The sequence below is a fragment of the Lentzea flava genome (assembly GCF_014648475.1).
GTDB lineage: Bacteria > Actinomycetota > Actinomycetes > Mycobacteriales > Pseudonocardiaceae > Lentzea > Lentzea flava.
In genome coordinates, this window is sequence record NZ_BMRE01000001.1 from 284,608 (window position 1) to 303,849 (window position 19,242).

Annotated in this window: 16 protein-coding genes and 1 tRNA gene; 6 read left to right on the plus strand and 11 right to left on the minus strand. The window is 69.1% G+C overall.

Annotated features, from left to right (window positions below):
* From IEZ09_RS01470 to IEZ09_RS01500, 7 genes are all read right to left on the minus strand, one after another.
* Nucleotides 1-834, minus strand: a complete 834-nt coding sequence (locus IEZ09_RS01470) for an alpha/beta fold hydrolase (protein ID WP_189251670.1) — start codon at nucleotides 832-834, stop codon at nucleotides 1-3.
* A 62-nt stretch (nucleotides 835-896) separates the two neighbouring features.
* Nucleotides 897-1,676 (minus strand): SDR family oxidoreductase, encoded by a 780-nt coding sequence (locus IEZ09_RS01475; protein ID WP_229812222.1) that lies wholly within the window; start codon nucleotides 1,674-1,676, stop codon nucleotides 897-899.
* A 19-nt stretch (nucleotides 1,677-1,695) separates the two neighbouring features.
* Nucleotides 1,696-3,012 carry a M20/M25/M40 family metallo-hydrolase gene (locus tag IEZ09_RS01480; RefSeq protein ID WP_189251672.1) on the minus strand — a complete coding sequence of 439 codons (1,317 nt, stop codon included), beginning with the start codon at nucleotides 3,010-3,012 and terminating at the stop codon, nucleotides 1,696-1,698.
* A gap of 28 nt (nucleotides 3,013-3,040) precedes the next feature.
* Entirely contained in the window at nucleotides 3,041-3,931 is an 891-nt protein-coding gene (locus tag IEZ09_RS01485) for a glutaminase (RefSeq protein WP_189251673.1), read from the minus strand.
* A gap of 25 nt (nucleotides 3,932-3,956) precedes the next feature.
* Nucleotides 3,957-4,550 carry a DUF6801 domain-containing protein gene (locus tag IEZ09_RS01490; RefSeq protein WP_189251674.1) on the minus strand — a complete coding sequence of 198 codons (594 nt, stop codon included), beginning with the start codon at nucleotides 4,548-4,550 and terminating at the stop codon, nucleotides 3,957-3,959.
* Nucleotides 4,551-4,694: 144 nt separating this feature from the next.
* Complete coding sequence (locus IEZ09_RS01495) at nucleotides 4,695-5,852, minus strand: PucR family transcriptional regulator (protein WP_189251675.1); 1,158 nt, start codon at nucleotides 5,850-5,852, stop codon at nucleotides 4,695-4,697.
* Between the two features lie 58 nt (nucleotides 5,853-5,910).
* On the minus strand, nucleotides 5,911-6,579 hold the full coding sequence (locus tag IEZ09_RS01500) for a GAP family protein (protein WP_189251676.1): 669 nt from the start codon (nucleotides 6,577-6,579) through the stop codon (nucleotides 5,911-5,913).
* 219 nt (nucleotides 6,580-6,798) lie between these two features.
* On the opposite strand from IEZ09_RS01500, the gene IEZ09_RS01505 reads away from it, so the two are divergent.
* On the plus strand, nucleotides 6,799-7,791 hold the full coding sequence (locus tag IEZ09_RS01505) for a serine hydrolase domain-containing protein (RefSeq protein WP_189251677.1): 993 nt from the start codon (nucleotides 6,799-6,801) through the stop codon (nucleotides 7,789-7,791).
* Here the strand turns inward: IEZ09_RS01505 and IEZ09_RS01510 are convergent.
* On the minus strand, nucleotides 7,772-10,342 hold the full coding sequence (locus IEZ09_RS01510) for a LuxR C-terminal-related transcriptional regulator (protein ID WP_189251678.1): 2,571 nt from the start codon (nucleotides 10,340-10,342) through the stop codon (nucleotides 7,772-7,774). The genes IEZ09_RS01505 and IEZ09_RS01510 overlap by 20 nt on opposite strands.
* Nucleotides 10,339-12,684 carry a helix-turn-helix transcriptional regulator gene (locus tag IEZ09_RS01515; RefSeq protein WP_229812151.1) on the minus strand — a complete coding sequence of 782 codons (2,346 nt, stop codon included), beginning with the start codon at nucleotides 12,682-12,684 and terminating at the stop codon, nucleotides 10,339-10,341. Before IEZ09_RS01515 ends, IEZ09_RS01510 begins: the two co-directional genes overlap by 4 nt.
* A gap of 251 nt (nucleotides 12,685-12,935) precedes the next feature.
* Between IEZ09_RS01515 and IEZ09_RS01520 the strand changes: the two genes are divergently transcribed.
* From IEZ09_RS01520 to IEZ09_RS01535, 4 genes are read left to right on the plus strand one after another with little or no spacing between them, the layout of a single operon-like run.
* Nucleotides 12,936-13,820: an ABC transporter ATP-binding protein gene (locus IEZ09_RS01520; protein WP_189251679.1), complete on the plus strand. Its 885-nt coding sequence runs from the start codon at nucleotides 12,936-12,938 to the stop codon at nucleotides 13,818-13,820.
* A complete protein-coding gene (locus tag IEZ09_RS01525) occupies nucleotides 13,817-14,524 on the plus strand; it encodes an ABC transporter permease (protein WP_189251680.1) in 708 nt (235 codons plus the stop codon). Before IEZ09_RS01520 ends, IEZ09_RS01525 begins: the two co-directional genes overlap by 4 nt.
* Nucleotides 14,521-15,660, plus strand: a complete 1,140-nt coding sequence (locus tag IEZ09_RS01530) for a sensor histidine kinase (protein WP_229812153.1) — start codon at nucleotides 14,521-14,523, stop codon at nucleotides 15,658-15,660. The genes IEZ09_RS01525 and IEZ09_RS01530 overlap by 4 nt, the downstream gene beginning before the upstream one ends.
* Nucleotides 15,657-16,262, plus strand: coding sequence for a response regulator transcription factor (locus tag IEZ09_RS01535; RefSeq protein ID WP_189251681.1), 606 nt, complete (start codon nucleotides 15,657-15,659; stop codon nucleotides 16,260-16,262). Before IEZ09_RS01530 ends, IEZ09_RS01535 begins: the two co-directional genes overlap by 4 nt.
* On the opposite strand, the gene IEZ09_RS01540 is transcribed toward IEZ09_RS01535, so the two are convergent.
* Nucleotides 16,259-17,167, minus strand: a complete 909-nt coding sequence (locus tag IEZ09_RS01540; protein ID WP_440590316.1) for a prenyltransferase/squalene oxidase repeat-containing protein — start codon at nucleotides 17,165-17,167, stop codon at nucleotides 16,259-16,261. The two genes, IEZ09_RS01535 and IEZ09_RS01540, sit on opposite strands and share 4 nt — an antisense overlap.
* A gap of 206 nt (nucleotides 17,168-17,373) precedes the next feature.
* On the opposite strand from IEZ09_RS01540, the gene IEZ09_RS01545 reads away from it, so the two are divergent.
* A tRNA-Leu gene (locus IEZ09_RS01545) sits at nucleotides 17,374-17,456 on the plus strand.
* On the opposite strand, the gene IEZ09_RS01550 is transcribed toward IEZ09_RS01545, so the two are convergent.
* Nucleotides 17,438-19,201 (minus strand): recombinase family protein, encoded by a 1,764-nt coding sequence (locus IEZ09_RS01550; RefSeq protein ID WP_189251682.1) that lies wholly within the window; start codon nucleotides 19,199-19,201, stop codon nucleotides 17,438-17,440. The genes IEZ09_RS01545 and IEZ09_RS01550 overlap by 19 nt on opposite strands.
* Nucleotides 19,202-19,242 lie beyond the last annotated feature (41 nt).

Genomic DNA, 19,242 nt, shown 5'->3' on the forward strand with positions numbered 1-19,242 from the left:
CTATGCCTTGGCGGCCACCTCACGAATCAGGTTGGCGAGTTCGTCCGGCCGCTCCAGGGGAAGCATATGTCCGGCATCGGCCAGAACGACCGAGGTACCACCGAACTTCACCGCGTCCGTCTCCGGCACGAGCCGGTCCTCGTCCCCCACGACGGCGACGACCGCCTTCTCCTTGGCCACGGTCAGCCCTGCCTCGCGGTCGTACCGGTCCACCGCGGGCCGGAACAGCGCCACGGTCTCCGGCCACTGCCCCCACACCATGTCCGCGGTCAGCTCGACGTCCTCGTCGTTCGGCTGGTCCCCGAAGAGCCACCACCGCAGTCCCGCGGTCTTGGTGGGCTCGATCTTCTCCCGCACGGCCCGCACGATCGGCCCGAACGCCCGTTCCAGCTCCCTGACGAGCTTCCCCACCGCCTTCGGCCACGCGAGCGACGTCTCACTGCGCCCGCTCGCCGCCGTGGACACGAACACGTTGCCCAGCACCCGCTGCCGGAAGAGCCGCGGCCTGCGCTCGGCCATCGCCAGCGCCGCCATGCCGCCCATCGAGTGCCCGGCGATCACGACCTGCCCCTGCGGCACCGCGCGCTCGATCAGCTCCCCCAGATCGTCGCCGAGCTGCTCGATCGTCGCGGTCTCCTTGGTGGCCGCGGCCGACTTGCCGTGCCCGCGGTGGTCGTAGGCGATGACCTGGAAGTCCTGGCTCAGCGCCGCCACGACCTTGTGCCAGCTGCGGTGGTCGAGCGCGTAGCCGTGCGCCAGCACGACCGTCACCGATGCATCGGGGTCGCCCGTGCGCACCACGTTGAGCTCGGTCCCGTCCTCCAGCCGCACCATCGGATTCCTTTCGCCGTGTCGTCTGTTCGTCCTAACGAGACAACACGGCGAAAGGACACGGTCTAGACCCTTCCGAGCACCACATCGGGCGGGAGCTGGCCGCCGCCCACGCCCGGCACGCCGCGGAACTTGTAGGCAGAGGCCTGCCCGCCCGGCTGGATGATCCAGGCCTCCCCCGGTGCTCCTTCCGCGAGCACCTCCTGCACCGCCTCCGCGATGTCGTCCGGCGTCAGCAACGGGAACTCGACGGCGTCGAACTCCTCCTTCGCGGCACCGAGCAGCAGCGTGTCCACGAACCCGGGACACAGCGCGGTGACGACGATCCCGTCGTCGGCCAGCGCCCGCCCGGCAGCCCGCGCGTAGCCGACGACCGCGTGCTTGGTCAGCGTGTACAACGGATCCGCCGGCATGGCGGCGAGTCCGGCCAGCGACGCGGTGATCACGATCTTGCCGCCGCCCTGGCGCCGCAACGCGGGCACGGCGGCGCAGAGCCCGAACACGACGTGGTCGACGTTGACCCCGACCAGCTTCCGGTACCGCTCCACGTCCAGCGCGTCGTCCACACCGGCCTGCCCGCCGCCGACACCGGCGTTGAGGTGCACGACGTCGAGCCGTCCGAGCTCCTTCTCGACCTGCTCGACGACCGACGGCATCACCGCGGGATCCGTGACGTCACCGGCGATCGCGATGCCGCCGGCGGAGGAGGCGACGCGTTGCGCCCCGGCCGCGTCGAGGTCCACCACCGCCACCCGTGCGCCGAGCTTCGCGAGGCGTCGCACGACGGCGGCGCCGATTCCGCCCGCACCGCCGGTGACCAACGCGACCTGACCGGTCAAGTCCACAGTGGACAAAACACTCTCCTCAGCTGTTGCGCAGGAAACGGTCGAGAACCCGGACGCCGAACTTCAGCGCGTCCACCGGCACGCGCTCGTCCACGCCGTGGAAGAGCCCGGAGAAGTCGAGGTCCGCCGGGAGCTTCAGCGGGGCGAAGCCGAAGTTGCGGATGCCGAGCTGCTGGAACGACTTGGCGTCGGTGCCGCCGGAGAGCATGTACGGCAGCACGCGGGCGCCGGGGTCCTCGGCGATGATCGACGCCGTCATCGCGTCGACCAGGGCGCCGTCGAACGTCGTCTCCACCGGCGGCAGGCCGATCCACTCGCGTTCGACGTCCGGGCCGAGCAGCTCGGCGAGCTCGCGGTCGAACGCCTCCTCGCGGCCGGGCAGGATCCGGCAGTCGACGGTCGCCTCCGCCGTCGACGGGATCACGTTCGCCTTGTAGCCCGCCGACAGCATGGTCGGGTTGGCGGTGTCGCGGATCGTCGCGCCGATCATCCGCGACAGGGCGCCGAGCTTGCCGATCGAGCCCTCGATGTCGTCGTCCGGGAAGTCGAGCCCGGTGATCTCGCTGACGCCGTCGAGGAACTCGCGCACCGACGGCCGGATGATCACCGGCCACTGGTGCTGGTCCAGCCTCGTGACGGCGGCGGCGAGCTTCGCGACCGCGTTGTCGCGGTGGATCATGCTGCCGTGGCCCGCGGTCCCCTTGACCCGCAGCTTCAGCCAGCGGATGCCCTTCTCTGCGGTCTCCACGAGGTAGGCGCGAACGTCGTCCTTGAGCGTGATCGAGAACCCGCCGACCTCGCTGATCGCCTCGGTGACGCCCTCGAACAGCTCTGGCCGGTTCTCCACCAGCCACTTCGCGCCGAAGAGACCACCGGCCTCCTCGTCGGCGAGGAACGCGAACACGATGTCGCGCGGCGGCACCACTCCTTCCCGCTTGAAGTGCCGGGCGAGGGCGAGCGTCATGCCGCACATGTCCTTCATGTCGACCGCGCCGCGTCCCCACACGTAGCCGTCCTGCACGGCACCGGAGAACGGGTGCACCGACCACTCGGAGGCGTCGGCGGGCACGACGTCGAGGTGACCGTGCACCAGCAGCGCGCCACGACCGGGATCCGCACCGGCCAGCCGCGCGATCACGTTGCCGCGGCCCTTCGCGCCCGACTCGACGTAGGTGGTCTCGTACCCGGCCTCGGACAGCTTCTCGGCCACCCACTCGGCGGCCTTGCGCTCGCCCACCAGCGTCGCGGGATCACCCGTGTTCGTGGTGTCGATCCTGATCAGCTCGCTGACCAGGGTGACCGCCTCGTCCTCTGCCAGTGCCAGTGCGTTCCCCAATGTGCTCACCCCGTCTTCCTACCACCAGTCAGAAGACAGACCACCCCGTGAGAGTGGTGAATTGGTCCAGCGCGTCGACCCCGGCGACGGAGTTGCCGCGCGCGTCCAATGCCGGGCTCCAGACGCAGATCGCGCACTTCCCCGGGACGACGGCGATGATCCCGCCGCCGACACCGCTCTTGCCGGGCAGGCCGACCCGGTAGGCGAACTGGCCGGCCGCGTCGTAGGTGCCGCAGGTGAGCATCACGGCGTTGACCCGCTTCGCGCCCCTCACGCCCAGCAGGCGCGTGCCGTCGTTGCGGACGCCGTGGCGTGCCAGGAAGAGCGTCGACCGTGCGAGGTCGGCGCAGCTCATCGCGATCGAGCACTGGCGGACGTACTCGTGCAGCACGACGTCGACGGAGTTGCGGATGTTGCCGTAGGAGGCCATGAAGTGCGCGAGCGCGCGGTTGCGGTCGGAGTGGTCGAGCTCGGACTTCGCGACCTCCGGATCCACGTCCAGCGAGGGATTGCCGCTCTCCTGCCGCAGGAACTCGAGCAGCCGGTCGGAGGCGCCGAAGCCGAGGTGGTCGGTGACGACGAGCGCGCCGGCGTTGATGAACGGGTTGCGTGGGATGCCCTGCTCGGTCTCCAGCTGGACCAGCGAGTTGAACGGCGATCCGGACGGCTCGCGGCCGACGCGGGACCAGACGTCGTCGTTCTGCGCCAGGGCCAGAGCCAGCATGAACGCCTTGGAGATGCTCTGGATGGAGAACGGTGTGCGGTAGTCCCCCGCGCCGAAGACCTCGCCGTCCAGTGTCGCGACGGCGAGGCCGAAGGCGTGCGGGTCGATCCTGGCCAGTGCCGGGATGTAGTCGGCTACTGCGCCACCCGGCGTGACCTCGGCGGCAATGCGGTCCACCAGCTGTTGGAGCTCCATGCCGCCAATCCCATCACGGGACCGATCAAGCCACCGGGAAGGTGTAGAAGGCGGTGTTCTGACCGGCCTTGACCGTGCACGGGACCGTGATGGTGCCGAGCCACGTCGGAGAGCCGTCCGCCTGGCGCGGCGTGAGCTTCAGCGTCGCGTTGCCGAGCGAGATCGTGGCCGTGCCGGCGTTGGCGAGCGTCATCGCCGGAAACGTGCCGGTCGCCGTGACGTCGAACGTGCCGCCGGAGGGAACCGGGGTGTACGGAATGGTCGACACCGACGTCAGCGTCTGGGTGGCGCTGCCGTTGGTCACCGGCACGTTGCTGGTCATCGTGCCGTCGACCGACTTCGCACCGAGCCAGTTCAGCGTGGTGGTGGCGTCCTCCGACACCGTGCTCTTGACCGTGGTGTGGGACTCGGCGGTGGGCACACCGACCGTGGCCGAGTCGGGCAGGTCCGCGGAGCTGACCGTGGTCGGCATGTCCTGCGCACCGATGATCGAGAAGTTGCAGGAGTAGGTGATGTTCAGCTCGGCGGTCGCGGCCGAACTGGTGCCGGCCGTCGCCACGCTCAGCGCTCCGGTAGCCAGAACGCAGGCAGCGGCGCGTGCGAAAAGTCCGGTCTTCATCTGCAGGGACCTCCATCAGTACGACATTGAACTGCAAGAAGGCGGTGTTGCTTTACTCGTGAGTAAAGTAGTCACGAGGCATTCCGCAATGCAAGAGAAAACCCGCTTTTGTCACTCGCGTACGAATTGACCGGAAGCGATTTATCAGTCCCGATCCAATAAATAGTGGGCGCGCAGCGCGAGCTCGAGCGTGAACCGCTCCTCGGCGTCGTGCATTCGGTCGCCGAACAGTTCGTCCAATTGGTTCACCCGGTAGCGAACCGTCTGCGGGTGCACCTGCAGCCGGGCGGCCACCTCGGGCGCGCCGCCGCGTGCCGACAGCCAGACGAGCAACGTTTCGGCGAGCTTCGTGCGCTGCCGGTCGGTCAGCGGGGCCAGCGGCGCCAGCGCCCGTTCGGCCAGCTGCCGGGCCAGGACCTCGTCCGCCAGCACGGTCAGCTCGACCAGATGATCGGCGCAGTCGAGCACGGGCCGGTCCGGCAGGACCTTCTCCTTCGCGAGCGCCAGCACCCGGCGGGCGCAGGCCAGCGACTTGCGCGCGTCGGCGGGCGCGACCGGCACCCCGACCGCGGCCCGCCAGCCCGGCAACGCCCCGCGGACCCACCGCGAGACCGCCGCCGGGTTCGGCACCAGCAGGTACGGCGTCGCGTCCTCGAAGTTGACCAGCACGTCCGGCGGCAGGTCGTCGGCCGGTGCGGCAGACGGCTCAAGCGCTACCGCGCACAGTCGGTCGGGCATCGGCCAGGCCGCCGCCTGCGCCGCGTCGAGCACCGCCTGCCAGTTGCTCGCCGGATCGCCGACCAGCAGCTCCATCAGCTTGCGCCGCTTGCGTTCCAGCGTTCCCGCCGCGCTCGCCTGCGCGGCCGCGTACCCCTCGACCGACAAGCTGACGAGCTCGTCGACGTGGGCGATCATCGCCTCGCCCAGCACGGACATGAGGTGCAGCGACAGCTCGCGCCGTTCGGCGAACGCGCACACGTGCCGCCACGCCACCCGCGCACCGATCCGGTACGCCGCCTGCAGGCTGTCCAGGCTGCGCCCGGACTTGAACTCCCACGCTCCCAGCTTGCGGTGGATGTCGTCGTGCGGATCGCCGGCGGAATCCGGATCGGCGATCCTGTCGACGAACTTCACCAGCGCCTGTCGAATACCGTCGACGACGTTGTCCCTGAACTGGCTGTATTCGGGAATCGATTTCTCGATCGCTTCGAAAATGCTCACCGAGACGGGGGCGACTTCCATTCGGAGCAACGGTGCCAGCTCCCGCGGGACCGATCTGCGTGGATCGTCCAGCTGAGTCATCCTCGCGAGTGTAGGACGAAAACGAAACGCGGTCGTTCAGCCAACTGGACCAAGTGGTTCACAGGAAGAACAGCCGTGCGACGGCATCGCGTGCCACCAGAAATCCCGCGATGCCGAGGATCCAGCCGGTCGTGCTCGCGCCCTTCTCCGCGAACCACGTGCTGATGCGGGTGAGGAACGGTTCGATCCGGCTCCTGAGGGCGAGCCTGCCGCCGAGGAGCAGCACCGCCGGCACGATCATGACCAGGCAGTACCCGGCAAGCAGCAGCCCGATCTGGGCAGGGCCGAGGTCCGCGGCGCTCATCATGCCGATCGCGCCCAGGTACGGCAGCATCGTCGCGAGCTCGACGACGCCCGCCAGCACGGCGATGCCCGCGAGGGCGGCGGCCGACCCGTTGGCGTTGAGCCGGTTCTGCCACTTCCCCGTGTTGACCTTCTTCTTGCTGTCGAACCGGAAGCTGATCGCGAACAGGAACACGCCGATCACCAGCTGGATCCACAACGCGACCTTGCCGTCGAGGTGGTCGACCACCTGCGAGGCGCCGAGCACGATCAGCACGCCGACCACGAAGTAGAAGATCGTGATCGTGCCGAGGTACACGCCGAACCTGCTGAGCCTCAGGCGCCCCGGCGTGAGCATCAGCCAGATCGGGATGAACAGCGTCCCGATGCTCGTCGAGTCCAGCAGCGCCAGCCCGGCCAGCGCGGCCACCAGTCCTGGCGTCATCCGTTCCCCCAAGTTTTTAGCACGATCGTGATATTACAGGCCGCGCAACCACCGAGCCGATCACGGCGTCAAGGCGGTGATCCGCACCGCGACCGGCTGCACCCCGGACGCGCCGCACGACTCCACCTGGCGCGGGGAGATCACCGAGATCGCCGGGCGCTATCACCCGTGACGGAAATTCGCGCGCGTTCCGGGCGGCGGCCGTGCCACGGTCGTCGCATGGAAGACGAGCTGGACGAAGTCGCCCGCGCCGCGGGCTTCTCGGGCGTGGTCCGCGTGGAGCAAGACGGGCAGGTGTTCGAGAAGGCCTACGGACTGGCTCATCGGGGCTACGGCATCGCGAACACCGTCGACACGAGGTTCGCGATCGCCAGCGGCTGCAAGGGTTTCACCGCGCTGGCAGTGGTGAGCCTGATCGAGGACGGCACGCTGAGCTTCGGCACGAAGGTCCGGGACCTGCTCGGCGACGACCTCCCGCTGATCGACGACCGGGTCACCGTCGGGCATTTGCTGGCACACCGGTCCGGCATCGGCGACTACTTCGACGAAGAGGTCATCACCGACATCAACGCCTACGTCCTGCCGGTGCCCGTGCAGAACCTCCTCGACATCGAGCAGTACGTGCCGATCCTCGACGGCTACCCGCAGAAGTTCCCGCCCGGCACCGCGTTCGCCTACAACAACGGCGGTTACGTCGTGCTCGCCCTGATCGCGGAACGGGCGAGCGGCGTCGGGTACCACGACCTGGTGCGGCACCGGGTGTGCGAGCCGGCTGGCCTCGCCGACACCGAGTTCCTGCGGTCGGACTCCCTCGGCGAACGCACCGCCGTCGGGTATCTGCCGATCGACGGCGAGTGGCGGACCAACGTGTTCCACCTGCCGATCCGCGGCGGTGGCGACGGCGGGATCTACACCACGGCGGCCGACGTCAGCACGTTCTGGCGGGCGTTCTTCGACGGGCGGATCGTGTCGCGGAGGTGGGTCGCCGAGATGGTGAGACCGCACAGCGAGGTGCCGGAGGAGTCGTTGCGCTACGGGCTCGGGTTCTGGTTGCACGGGTCGACCAGCCAGGTGCAGCTGGTTGGGTGGGATGCCGGGGTGTCGTTCAAGACCGTGCACGAGCCCGATTCCGGAATCACGCGCACGGTGCTCGGCAACACCTCCGACGGCGTGTGGCCGGTGGCGCGGTTCCTCAGTGGTATTCGCCCGTGAGCATCGCGGTGGCGAGCTCGACCCGTGACCGGTAGCCGGTGCGCTGGAAAAGCCGGGTCAGCTTCGCCTCGACGCTCTTCTCCGTGGTCCTGAGCACGCCGGCCAGCTCGCGGTTCGTCAGTCCCTCCGCGACGAGCGAGGCGAGCAGCCGTTCCTGTTCGGCCGTCGTCGCCGCACGGCCCGGCACCACGACGCCGTGCTCGCGCATGAGGTGCCGCAGGACAGCCCTGGGCAGCAACGCGTCCATGGTGCCGAACAGCTCGTAGGCCTCCAGCATCGTCCGCGCGTCGCCGAGTCCGTGCGAGGCCAACGCGGTCAACGTCAGCGCGGTCTCGTGGGGCTGGTCGCGTTCGGCGACGAGCCTGCGCACCTCGGCGGCCGCGGACCTGTCGTGCCAGGTCACCGCGCGGGCCAGCAGGTGGTTGCGGTGCGCGCGGCCGGTGTCCATGGTCCCGGCGATGTCCGCCAGCCGTTCGACCCGGAACTCGGCGTCCTCCCGGTCGCCGTCCTCCAGCGACATCATCGCGAGCCGCAGTTCCAGCTCGTCCGTGCCCATGACGATCGCGTGCTGCGCGGTGAACGCGAGCCCGCGCTGCAGCACCTGACGGCTCTTGTCCCGTGCGCCCAGCACCAGTTCGAGGTCCGATTCCGGCACGTCCAGCAGGTGTGCCAACACGTTCTGTCCTGCGCGCGCGTCGGCGATGACCTCGCGCGCACGGGTCAGTTTCGCGCGCGTGATGAGCATCGTGGCCAGGTCGCGTGCCAGCGCCGTGTGCGCCGCGACCTGGCCGAGGGTCGACCCGGTGACGAGTGCTTTGCGGGCGTGCCCGAGCGCGTCGTCCCACCGCCCCTCGGCGACTTCCAGCAACGCGAGGTCGGCGGCTTGCCGCGGCTGGTCCGCGAGCATCCGCTCGGCGCGCTTCGACTCCCCGATCAGCATCAGGCACCGCGCCATCGCGGCCCGCAACGACGGCCGGTGCCGGTCCACCGAGTAGAGCGGGCACACGCCCGGATCGTTGATGACGCGCTCGAACTCGGCCATCCGCCCGGACACCAGCGCCGAGCTCATGCCGAAGATCTCGCCGAACGTCACGGTCGCCGCGTTGCCCAGCCGCCACATGGTCCGCGTGCTGGCGAGCAACGTCGCCGCTTCGTCCCAACGGTCCGTGTAGCACATGGCCACCGCACGGCCGATGAATCGCGCCGCCGTGCCACCGGGAAGCGAGCGCCAACTGCTGTCGGCGACCTTGCGCAGTGCGGCCCTGTCCCCCGACGCGCACATGCCGACGAGCCGGATCAGGTGCAGCTCCTGCGTTTCGTGCGCGGTGAACTCGTCCGGCAGCTCGAGTGCGGCGTCCACACTGGCCATCGCGGAGATGAAGTCGTTGTGGGCGGCGCAGGCGACGGCGTGCATGAACAGCGCCTCCGCGCGTTGCGCCGGGTTGGTCGCCCGGCCGGCGGCCGCGCGCAGCCAGCGCCGGGCGGCCGGGTCGCGCAGCACGGCGGCACGACCGGCGGCGAGCAGCTGCGTGGCTGCTTTCTCCGCGTCGGCGAACCCGCCGGCGTCGATCAACCGGTCCGGGAGGTAACCGGGGTCCGCGCAGAACGCCCTGCCCTCCCAGATCGCGCTCACGGCGCGCCATCCGAGGTCGTGGCGCTCATACGGGCCGAGACTGGCCGCGAGCGCGTTGGCGAGCACAGGGGCGCGGAACCGCCAGCCGTCGTCGTGCTTCGTCAGCACGCCGGCGGCCTCCAGTTCCGGCAGCGCGCTCGTGTCGCCGAGCAGCTGTTCCGCCGCCGGGCCGAGCGGATGCAGGATCGCCATTGCCTTCGCGGTCTGCCACGCCGCCTGCCCGAGCAGCCGGATCCGTTCGACCGCGGGATGGCGGTGGCCGGTGCCGCGCGGCTCGTCCACCAGGTAGGCGGTGCGGTCGATGATCCTGAGCGCACCGCCGCGCAGGTACCCGTCGACCGCGAGATCGATCAGGCCGGGCACGCCGCGGCTGTCCCGGTGCAGCGTGCGCACCAGGTCGGGGTCCCCGGACACATTGAGCAGGCGGGTGAACATGTGGCTGACCTCGGCCCGGTTCAACGGCGAGAGCGGCACGATTTCGGTCAGCGCGCTGGCCTTCAGCGCGTCGGAGAGATCCGTGTGGTCGGGGCGCACGGGCGTGCGGTAGCTACCGACGACACAGGTCGCCATCTGGGGCAACGCGTTCAGAAGAGCGCGCAGCACGTCGTGGCTGAGGCGGTGCAGGTCGTCGAGGAACAGCACCGGTGGCCGCGACCAGCGGGCCAGTTCCTCCCGCACACGGGCGACCACAGCCTGGGGGCGGTTGTGGTCGGCGCGCAGCAGTGGCACGTCTGCTGTGCGCACACGCTGATGTTCGAGCGTGTCCCGGACCTCGTTGAGCAGGGCGGTGCGGCCGATGCCCGCGGCTCCGGTGACCAGCACCAGCCGCGTGCTCCCCGACAGCAACGGCCACACCACGCTCGTGTGTGCGTCATCTCTGGCGATCAGGTTGTCGGTGTGGCTCAGAGTTCCCGTCATCCGGTGGCTCCTCGGTCGTCGAGCCTGCCTGCCAGGCTCGCGGCCGCCAGTTCCACGCGCGACCGGACGCCGGTGCGCAGGAACAGGCGGGTCAGGTGGTGCTCGACGGCCTTCTCGCTGACCTCCAGCTCCGTGGCGATCTGGCGGTTCGTCTGCCCGGCGCGCACGAGCTCCACGATGCGCAGCTCGGTGTCGGTGAACCCGCCGGGCGTCGCCGTCCTGCGCGGTGCGTTGACACCGAACTTGCGCATCAACGCGGAAACCCTGGCGGGCAACAGGAACGACGACCCGCCCTCCTTCGCGATGGCGTGCAGCTCGCGCACCACGTGCCGGGGGTCGTCGCAGAACTGGGCGAGGATCGTGCACGCCCACAACAGGTCCGGCCGGTGACCTCGCTGCCGCACGACGTCGGCGCCTCTGGCCGCCTCCGCCGGGTCGCCGTGGAGCAAACCCTTGGCCAGCAACAGGACCTGCAGCGTGCAGCGGCAGTCGTCCTGCCGGTGCAGCTCGGCGATCTCGGTCATCAACGTTCGAGCGATGGCCATGTCGCCGTTGCGCAGCGCGATCTGCAACGCCAGCAGCATCAGCCTGCCGACGCCCGGCCTGACGTTCGCCCGTTTCGCGCGTTGGAGCGTGCGCCAGGCGAGGTTGACCGCGGCCTGCGAGTCGCCGGCGCGGTGCAACAGGCCGCACTCGACCATGGCACGCAAGGGCGCGTAACGGACCGCACGGCTGATCTTGGCGAGCCACGCGAAGGCCTGCCGGTGCTCGCCGCGCGCCGAGTGCATGGCGGCGGCGAGCACGCGGCCGTGGTGGTGGGCGGGCATCGGGCGTTTGGTGAGTTCGAGCTGACGCACTCCCTGCAACGCGGCCGTGAAGTCGGCGTTGGCGTAGTCGCGGAGCACGCGTTGGTAGAGCTTCAACGGGCCGTGATCCGGGGTGCGGTACCGATGGCCGAGCACGAGTTCCAGGACCGTGGCGACGTCACCGGCCGTGCCCGCCTCCGCGATCTCGTCGAAGCGTTCTCTGGCGTGGTCGTCGCGGACGAACCTCAGTGCCGTGCGGCAAGCCTGCGCGTCGAACCGCAACGCGTGGTAGATCGCGTTCAGCTCGGCGTTGGTGATGACCGTTTCCTCGTCGTGCGTGTTCATCGGCAACGGCGTCCAGTCAGGACGTTCGCCGAGCCACCACCGCGCGAGCGCCGTGGCGGGACCACCGGTGACCGCGGGCTGTTCGCCGTTGAGCAGCAACAGCATCGCGGCCGCGTCGGTGTTCGTGTCGTCGCCGATCCGCTCCTTCAGAACGGTCGCCAGGAGCTCGTCCTGGCCGGTGCCGATGAGCACGGCGAAGGTGAGGAAGAACAGCCGGCCGCACGGCTTGTCCCCGGCGGCGGTCATCCTGACCGCGGCGGCGAGCCAGCGGCCCGCCCGTTCCGGATCGCCGGCCTGGATCTCCAGCGCGCGATCGGCGAGCCAGCGGGCCCGTCGTGGCGCGTCGGGGAGGTCCGGTCCGGCGAGCGCGACCAGGTCGGGATCGGCGGTGTCGGCGGCGAGGGCGACGTGCATCCGGCGGACCTCGTCCTCGCCGGCCTGGTCGATGATCGCGTTCGCGAGCGCCGGGCAGAGGACCTCGAGGTCCGCGGTGAGCACGCCGCGTTCGACGAGCTCGTCCAGTGCGCGACCGCAGGCGTCCAGGTCTTCCTTGAGCAGCGTCAGGTCGGTGACGTCGATGCCGCGGCGCACGACGCACAGCAGCGCCACGCGGTGGGCGAGGCCGTGGACGTGCTCGAGCAGCGGGTGGCCCTGCGGCAGGCTGATCCTGTCTCCGGAGAGGAAGAGCCGGTCGCCGACCGACATCAGGGGAAGCGCGCCGAGGGTCGCGAGGACCGTGCCGGGGTTGCCGTAGAGCGGTCCGAGCGCCGTTCGCAGGGCCTCGACCACGCTGTGGTCCAGCGGCTCCCGTGTGGTGATCAGCTCGGTCACGACATCGTGTGACAACGTTGACAAATCGATGATGACGTCCGCGACCTCGGCCAGCTCGGCGTGATCCCGGCAGACGGCGACGACGAGGCAGCCGGGCATGCGCATCGCCGTCGTCGTGAGGACCGGGTCCTGGAGCCGGTCCGCGTCGTCGATCAGCACGACGGCGCGTGCTCTCGGACGGTGGCTGACCACGGTCACGCCTTCGGCCCGCCACATCGCGGCGGCCTGGCGCAGCAGCGTGGTGCGTCCGCTTCCCGGCTCACCGCGCACCACGGCGAGACGTCCGCGTGAGGCGGAGGCCTCGAACGCGGCCCGCAGCGCGGCGAGCTCCCCGTGGCGTCCGCGCAGCACTTCCTGCACGTGACGACTCCCCTCGGCTCGGACGGGATCCGGCGGGCCCCTGCCACCCGCCGGATCCCGGTGGTGGCCGCGCCCGGCTCGGGCGGCGGCGAAGCTGGACCGGGTCGGCCACTGGGGCGAGATTAGGTGAGAGCGCGACCGTCGCGAGTGGACGCGGGGAAACCCCTCAGATGGCGAGCATGACATCTGTCATGGGTTTCTGATGTGTCGCGACACTGCCTTCGAGTGCCATTTCCCGAGATCGTGGGCTTATGACGGCGATCGAGGTACGGGGGCTGACGCGCCGGTACAGCGGGGGTTTCGAAGCTGTGCGGGGCGTCTCATTTGATGTGGAGCGGGGCGAAATGTTCGCTTTGCTCGGCACGAACGGTGCGGGAAAGACCTCGACGGTGGAGGTTGTGGAAGGGCTCTCACGTCCGGCGGAGGGCACGGTTTCGGTGCTGGGGCACGATCCGTTCCGGGAGCGCTCTCTCGTCCGGCCGCGAGTGGGCGTGATGCTGCAGGAAGGCGGTTTCCCGCCCGATCTCACCGTGACGGAGGCCACAAAGATGTGGGCAGGGACGCTGACTTCCCCGCGTCCCGTTGATGAAGCGTTATCGCTCGTTGACCTGACACATCGGGCTTCGGTGCGGGTGAAGCAGCTCTCCGGCGGTGAACGACGGCGGCTGGATCTGGCGCTCGCGTTGCTCGGACGGCCCGAGGTGTTGTTCCTGGACGAGCCGACGACCGGACTCGATCCAGAAAGCCGGCGCAACACGTGGGAACTGATTCGCGGACTTCTGCGCGAGGGCGTCACCGTGCTGCTGACAACGCATTATCTGGAGGAGGCACAGGCGTTGGCCGATCGGCTGGCGATCATGCACCGCGGCCGGATCGTGGCCCAGGGAACGGTCTCCGAGGTCGTGGACGCGTATCCCGCTCGCATTTCGTTCGTGCCGCCCGCGGGGATTCCGCTGCCGGTCGTGGTGTCGGAGGACGGTTCGGGGCGGGTCACCGTGCGGACCAACAATCTGCAGGAGACGTTGCACGAGCTCCTGGCGTGGGCTCATGCCCATTCGGTGGAACTGTCCGGTTTGGACGCCCGGTCGGCGTCGCTCGAGGAGGCGTTCCTGGCGATCGCGGAGGAGGCGGCATGAGGGCCACGGCTGTCGGGCAGGCCGAGCTGAAGTTGTTCTGGCGCAACCGCACGGCGCTGTTCAACTCTCTCGTGATGCCGGTGTTGATCGTGCCGTTGCTGATGTCCGTGGACGCGGACGGCGTGCCGTTGATCGTGGGGCTGACCGGCTTCGTTCTGCTGATGGCGGTCTACTACAACCTCGTCACCACGTTCGTCGCACGACGTGAAGAGCTTGTCCTTAAACGTCTCCGCGTCGGCGAGCTGACGGATCCGGAGATCCTGTTCGGCGCGTCCCTGCCGTCCGTTGTGGTGGCTTTGGGGCAGATGGCGTTGTTCGCGGTGATCGTCGGGGTGATAACGGGTGTCGCCCTGCCCGCGCGGCCGTGGTTCCTGGTCGTCGGTGTCGTCGGCGGCGTGACCGTCTTCGCGCTGCTGGCCGCCGTGTCGTCGGCCTTCACCCGGACCGTGGAGATGGCGCAGGTGACGTCGCTGCCGGTGCTGGTGGCGTGCCTGCTCGGCTCGGGCCTGTTCTTCCCGCTGTCGGTGCTGCCGGACGGCGTCGCGACGGTGCTGCGCCTGCTGCCGTTGAGCCCGGTGCTCGACCTGCTGCGGGCCGGCTGGTCGGATGGCCCCGTGCTGCGTCCGCTGATCGTCCTGGCGGTGTGGATCGCGCTCGGGACCTACGCTGTACGACGCTGGTTCCGCTGGGACCCTCGGAGGTGAGCTTGCTCGGCTGGTGGCGGTCCCGTGGCAACGCGGCGCGGTTCGACCTGTTCGTCCGCGCCACGTTCTACCTGAGCTACCTGGTGCTGCCACCGCTGCTGTTGATCAGCATGGCCGAGGAGGTCGGCACGGCCGCCCTGGCCGTGATCTCGGTCGCCGCACTGGGCCACCTCGCGCTCAGCATCGCGCTGGTCCACTACGGCATCGAGCACCACCTCGGCAAAGCCCCGTTCCCGCGACAGCTGCTGACGATCTTCCTGGCCTTCACCACCGTCCTGCTGATCAGCGGCGAGCTCGCGTTCCCGCACCCGACCCCCGGCAAGCCCGACGGCCCGGCCGACGGCATCACCCTGATCGTCCTGATCCTGACGGTCACGACCCTGTCCGCGGTGGTCCGCCCCCGCACGGTCGTCCTGGCGTGCGTCGCCGGCGGTGCCTACGTGGCCCTGACCGCCTCACCGGGCCGCACGATCTACACCTTGGCGATGCTGCTGATCATCGCCTTCGCCTTCCGCACCACCCTGTGGATGCTGGGCCTGGTCTGGGAGCTCGACCGCTCCCGCGAGGTCCGCGCCAGCCTCGCCGTGGCCGAAGAACGCCTCCGCTTCGCCCGCGACCTGCACGACGTGGTGGGCCGCAACCTCTCCGCCGTGGCCCTGAAAGCGGACCTGGCCGCCCAGCTGGCCCGCCGCGGCCGCCCCACGGCCATCGACGAAATGCTGGAAGTGCGCCGCATAGCCCAGGAGTCACTCGACGAACTGCGAGCCGTGGTCAGCGGCTACCGCACCGCCGACCTCTCCGTGGAACTGGCAGGCGCCCGTTCCCTCCTGGCCTCCGCGGGCATCGACTGCCGCGTGATCGGCGAGGTCGACGTCTCCGACGAGCCCGCGGCCGCCCTGGGCTGGGCCGTCCGCGAAGGCGTGACCAACGTCCTGCGCCACAGCGAGGCCAGCACGTGCACAATCACGTTGCGCGGCAAGGTGCTCACCATGTCCAACGACGGCGTGGCATCATCCGACTTCCGCTTCGGCAGCGGCCTGAAGGGCCTCCACGAACGCATCTCGGCCCTGGGAGGCACAGTGACCGCGGCGCCGGAAGCTCCCCACCGCTTCGTCCTCACCGTGGAGCTCCCGTGATCCGCATCCTCCTGGCCGACGACGAACACCTGATCCGCGGCGCCATGGCGGCCCTGCTGTCACTGGAAGACGACCTCCAGGTGGTGGCCCAAGCCGCCACGGGCGCAGAAGCCCTGGCCACGGCCCGCGTGGTCCACCCAGACGTGGCCGTGATCGACCTCCAAATGCCCGACCTCGACGGCGTCTCCGTGGCCAGGGCCCTGTCGTCAGAACTCCCGTCGTGCTCCACGATGATCGTCACCAGCCACGGCCGCCCAGGCCACCTGAAACGAGCCCTGGCAGCAGGCGTCCGAGGCTTCCTCCCGAAAACGGTGTCGTCCGACGTGCTGGCCACCGTGGTCCGCACCGTCCACTCGGGCGGCCGCTACGTCGACCCGGCCCTAGCCGCCGAAGCCATCAGCGCAGGCGACAGCCCGTTGACCCCACGAGAAGCCGACGTCCTGGAACTGGCCCTCGAGGGCGCCCCGATCGACGAAATAGCCCGCCGCGCCTCCCTGTCCCCAGGCACAGTCCGCAACTACCTCTCCTCAGCCGTGGGCAAAACCGGCGCGTCCAACCGCCACGAGGCAGCCCGCACAGCCAGAGCCCGAGGCTGGATCTAACCCTCGTCCCACCACCGAAGAACCCGCATGGCACACAGGGTGAGCCACTTGGACGGCTCCCCTTCCGCCACATCGATCTCGAACCACACCCGCCCAGGATGCCGCCCGTCCTGCAACCAGGTCCAGTCCGCCTGCCTCTTGGCCCTGATCATCCCAATGGCCTCAGCCATCCGCGGATCCCGCCGCCCAACCTGCCGAAAGTAGTCCGCGGCGTTGAGCACGCTGTACCCCCACCGAAACGGCGACCGGAACTGCCCAACCCACTCCCCCACAACCTCCCCGGTGGACAACCGCCGAAACAGCCCCCGCTCCAGCAGGTACTCCTCACCGGCCCGCCTGACCTCACTCATCCCGCCATGCGCAAGCAGCCCTTTGAGCGCGTTGAGCGTCGAGTGAAACGAAGACCTCCTCGCCCCCTCAACCCACTCGCAGTTCCACCCACCGTCCTCAAGCTGATGCCGCGCAAACCACCGGGCAATCCCGTCAACATCGGCCCCGAGCCACACCCCGTTGGCCAACGTCCAAGCGTTGATGCAGCAGTCGACCTCCCCACCCCAGTAGGGCAGCCCTTGGTACTCCCACCGACAGTTGGCCTCCAACAACTCAACCGTCCCCTGCAGCACCCCGGCGTCCACCCCCCACTCCCGCAAGGAGTTCAACGACCAGGTAGTAGCCGTCCACGGCTGCCCACCTTCGTCCCCACGAAACCCGCGCGGAAAGAACGCCCCGCCGTCCCACATCCCATCGGCCCCCTGCTCCGCAAGCAGCCGAGCCCCAAACCCCTCAACGGCAACCCGAGCCCGCGTGGCCTCCCAAACCTCCGGCGGCGCACCCACCAGGTCCCGCTCAACCTGCCACCGCAGGGCCGGGTCAGAGTCGAGCAACCACTCGATCAACTCCCGCACGCCGCGACTCTAACCCGCCCAGCCACCACCCACCCTCCAGCCGCCCACACACCCCGCTGAGTCGCACCGTGGCATCACGTACGTCATCGCTTGAACCCCTGCTCTGACCAGCGCAAACACCCGCGCAGCACCCCGATTTTGGCGTGCGGCGACGATCATGTAATCTATGCACACACCACGGCGCGAGCCGCGGCAGAACTGAATACGTCCGGGTGGCGGAATGGCAGACGCGCTAGCTTGAGGTGCTAGTCCCCGCAAGGGGGTGGGGGTTCAAGTCCCCCCTCGGACACTGGCTTTATCCCTACCAACGGGCCGGATGCTCGCATCGAGCATCCGGCCCGTTGCGTTGTAGACGATTTCTACATTGAGCGCCTCATACAGTCTTTGCAGCTCGTCGGGGTTTGCCTGCCTGATTACCTTCTTCACGTCGCCGAGCGAATCAATCATGGCGTGGATCTCGGCCGCGCTTCGCCCGACGCGTTTCGGCACCCCGCTCAGCTCGGCTTGAGCCGCCGCGCGCTTCTCCTGTGCCTCGTTCATTGCCTCGACAAGTGCGGACGGGTCGATCCCTGCCGCGATCGCGTCCTGGAATCGTCGCAGCTTCGCTTCCGCGTCGGCGAGACGCTTCCTCGCGGCAGCGTGGTCCGGCGTGCCGGTCTCGCCGTTGTCCTGGGACGCGACGAGAGCCGCCACCGTGTTGTCGACGTTCATCGGATCGAAGAGGTGATCAATCCACTTGTTGAAACGCTCCATCGCCGCAGACTCGGGCAGGTACACGTTCGTCGGGTGTCCCTTCAACGCGGGCGAACCCGGCACCATCGTCCGAAGTGCACAGCGGTAGTAGGTCCTCGGACCGCGCGGTGTGCCCTCCATCCGACGACTGCAATAACCGCACTTCACGCGTCCCCGGAGCGGGTAAACACGCTTGGTCCGCTTTGGTCCCCTCACCAGCTTCTTTCCGGCCGAGAATCCACCGGCAGCGCGCGACCGGCGAAGCAACTGCGCTTGAACGAAGTCCTCGACCTCGATGACGGTCGGATGTGCTTTCTTCCGAGAACGGACCACCCGATCAGGAGCAGCCTTGCGGAACCGCACTACGTGACCCGCGCCGACGTCCTCCGGGTCGAGAAGCATCTCTTGACGCGTCCAGCGCCCGAAGAACGCAAAGCCGGTGTAGCGCGGGTTCTCCAAGATGGCTCGAACTGTGCTGCCCTGCCACCCGTCAGCGAGCCGATGCCGGTTCTGGTCCGGCCGCCTCGCTGACGGGCACGGAATGCCGTCTCGGTTGAGGCCGTTCGCGATGGCTCGGTCTCCCATCTCCCCGGTCAGGTACTCGGCGAAGATCCGCCGTACGACCGCCGCGCTCGGCTCGTCGATCGCCAGCACGCGCAGCCGGTAACCCTCTGCCGCCTTCCTCGGGTTCGGGTGCGGTCCGGCGTCGACGACCGTGTACCCATACGGTGCGCGTCCGCCCTGATGCCGTCCCTCGTTGACGACCTGAGCATCCATCGCCGCCCGAACGCGTGCCTGCACGTGCTGACGCTCCGACTCGCTCATGCCGCCGAGCACGCTCATGAGCATCTTGTGGGAGGGGTTCCGCGAGTCGAACTTGCCGCCGAGTTCCGGCACCCACAGATCCACGCCGTAGGCGGCGAACTTCGGTGCGATCAACGAGAACTGGTTCCCGAACCAGCACCGCGTCCCTTCGCCGACCACAACCGCGTTCCAGCCTCGGTTCTTATCCTTCAGCGCTGCCAAAAGGCGTGACGCTTCCGGCCGCCGCTCCCACGGCACCGAACGCGACTGACCGACGTCGAAGAACTCCTCGACGATGACGCCGCCCAACGGTTCGACGAACTTGTGGGCGTTGCCGTACTGCCAGCCCCGTGACGTTTCCGGGTCTTGGTTGTCCTCGGTTGAACACCGACCGAGGAACGCGAGCGGTCCGATACCGTCGCCGACCGCTTCGACGACCTCGACGCCGAGCAGGTCGTCGAACGCCGCCCACGGGTCTTGACTGATTTCAACAGTCATCTGCCCTCCCTTCCCGAGGCGCGTCGAGCGCCTCGACCTCG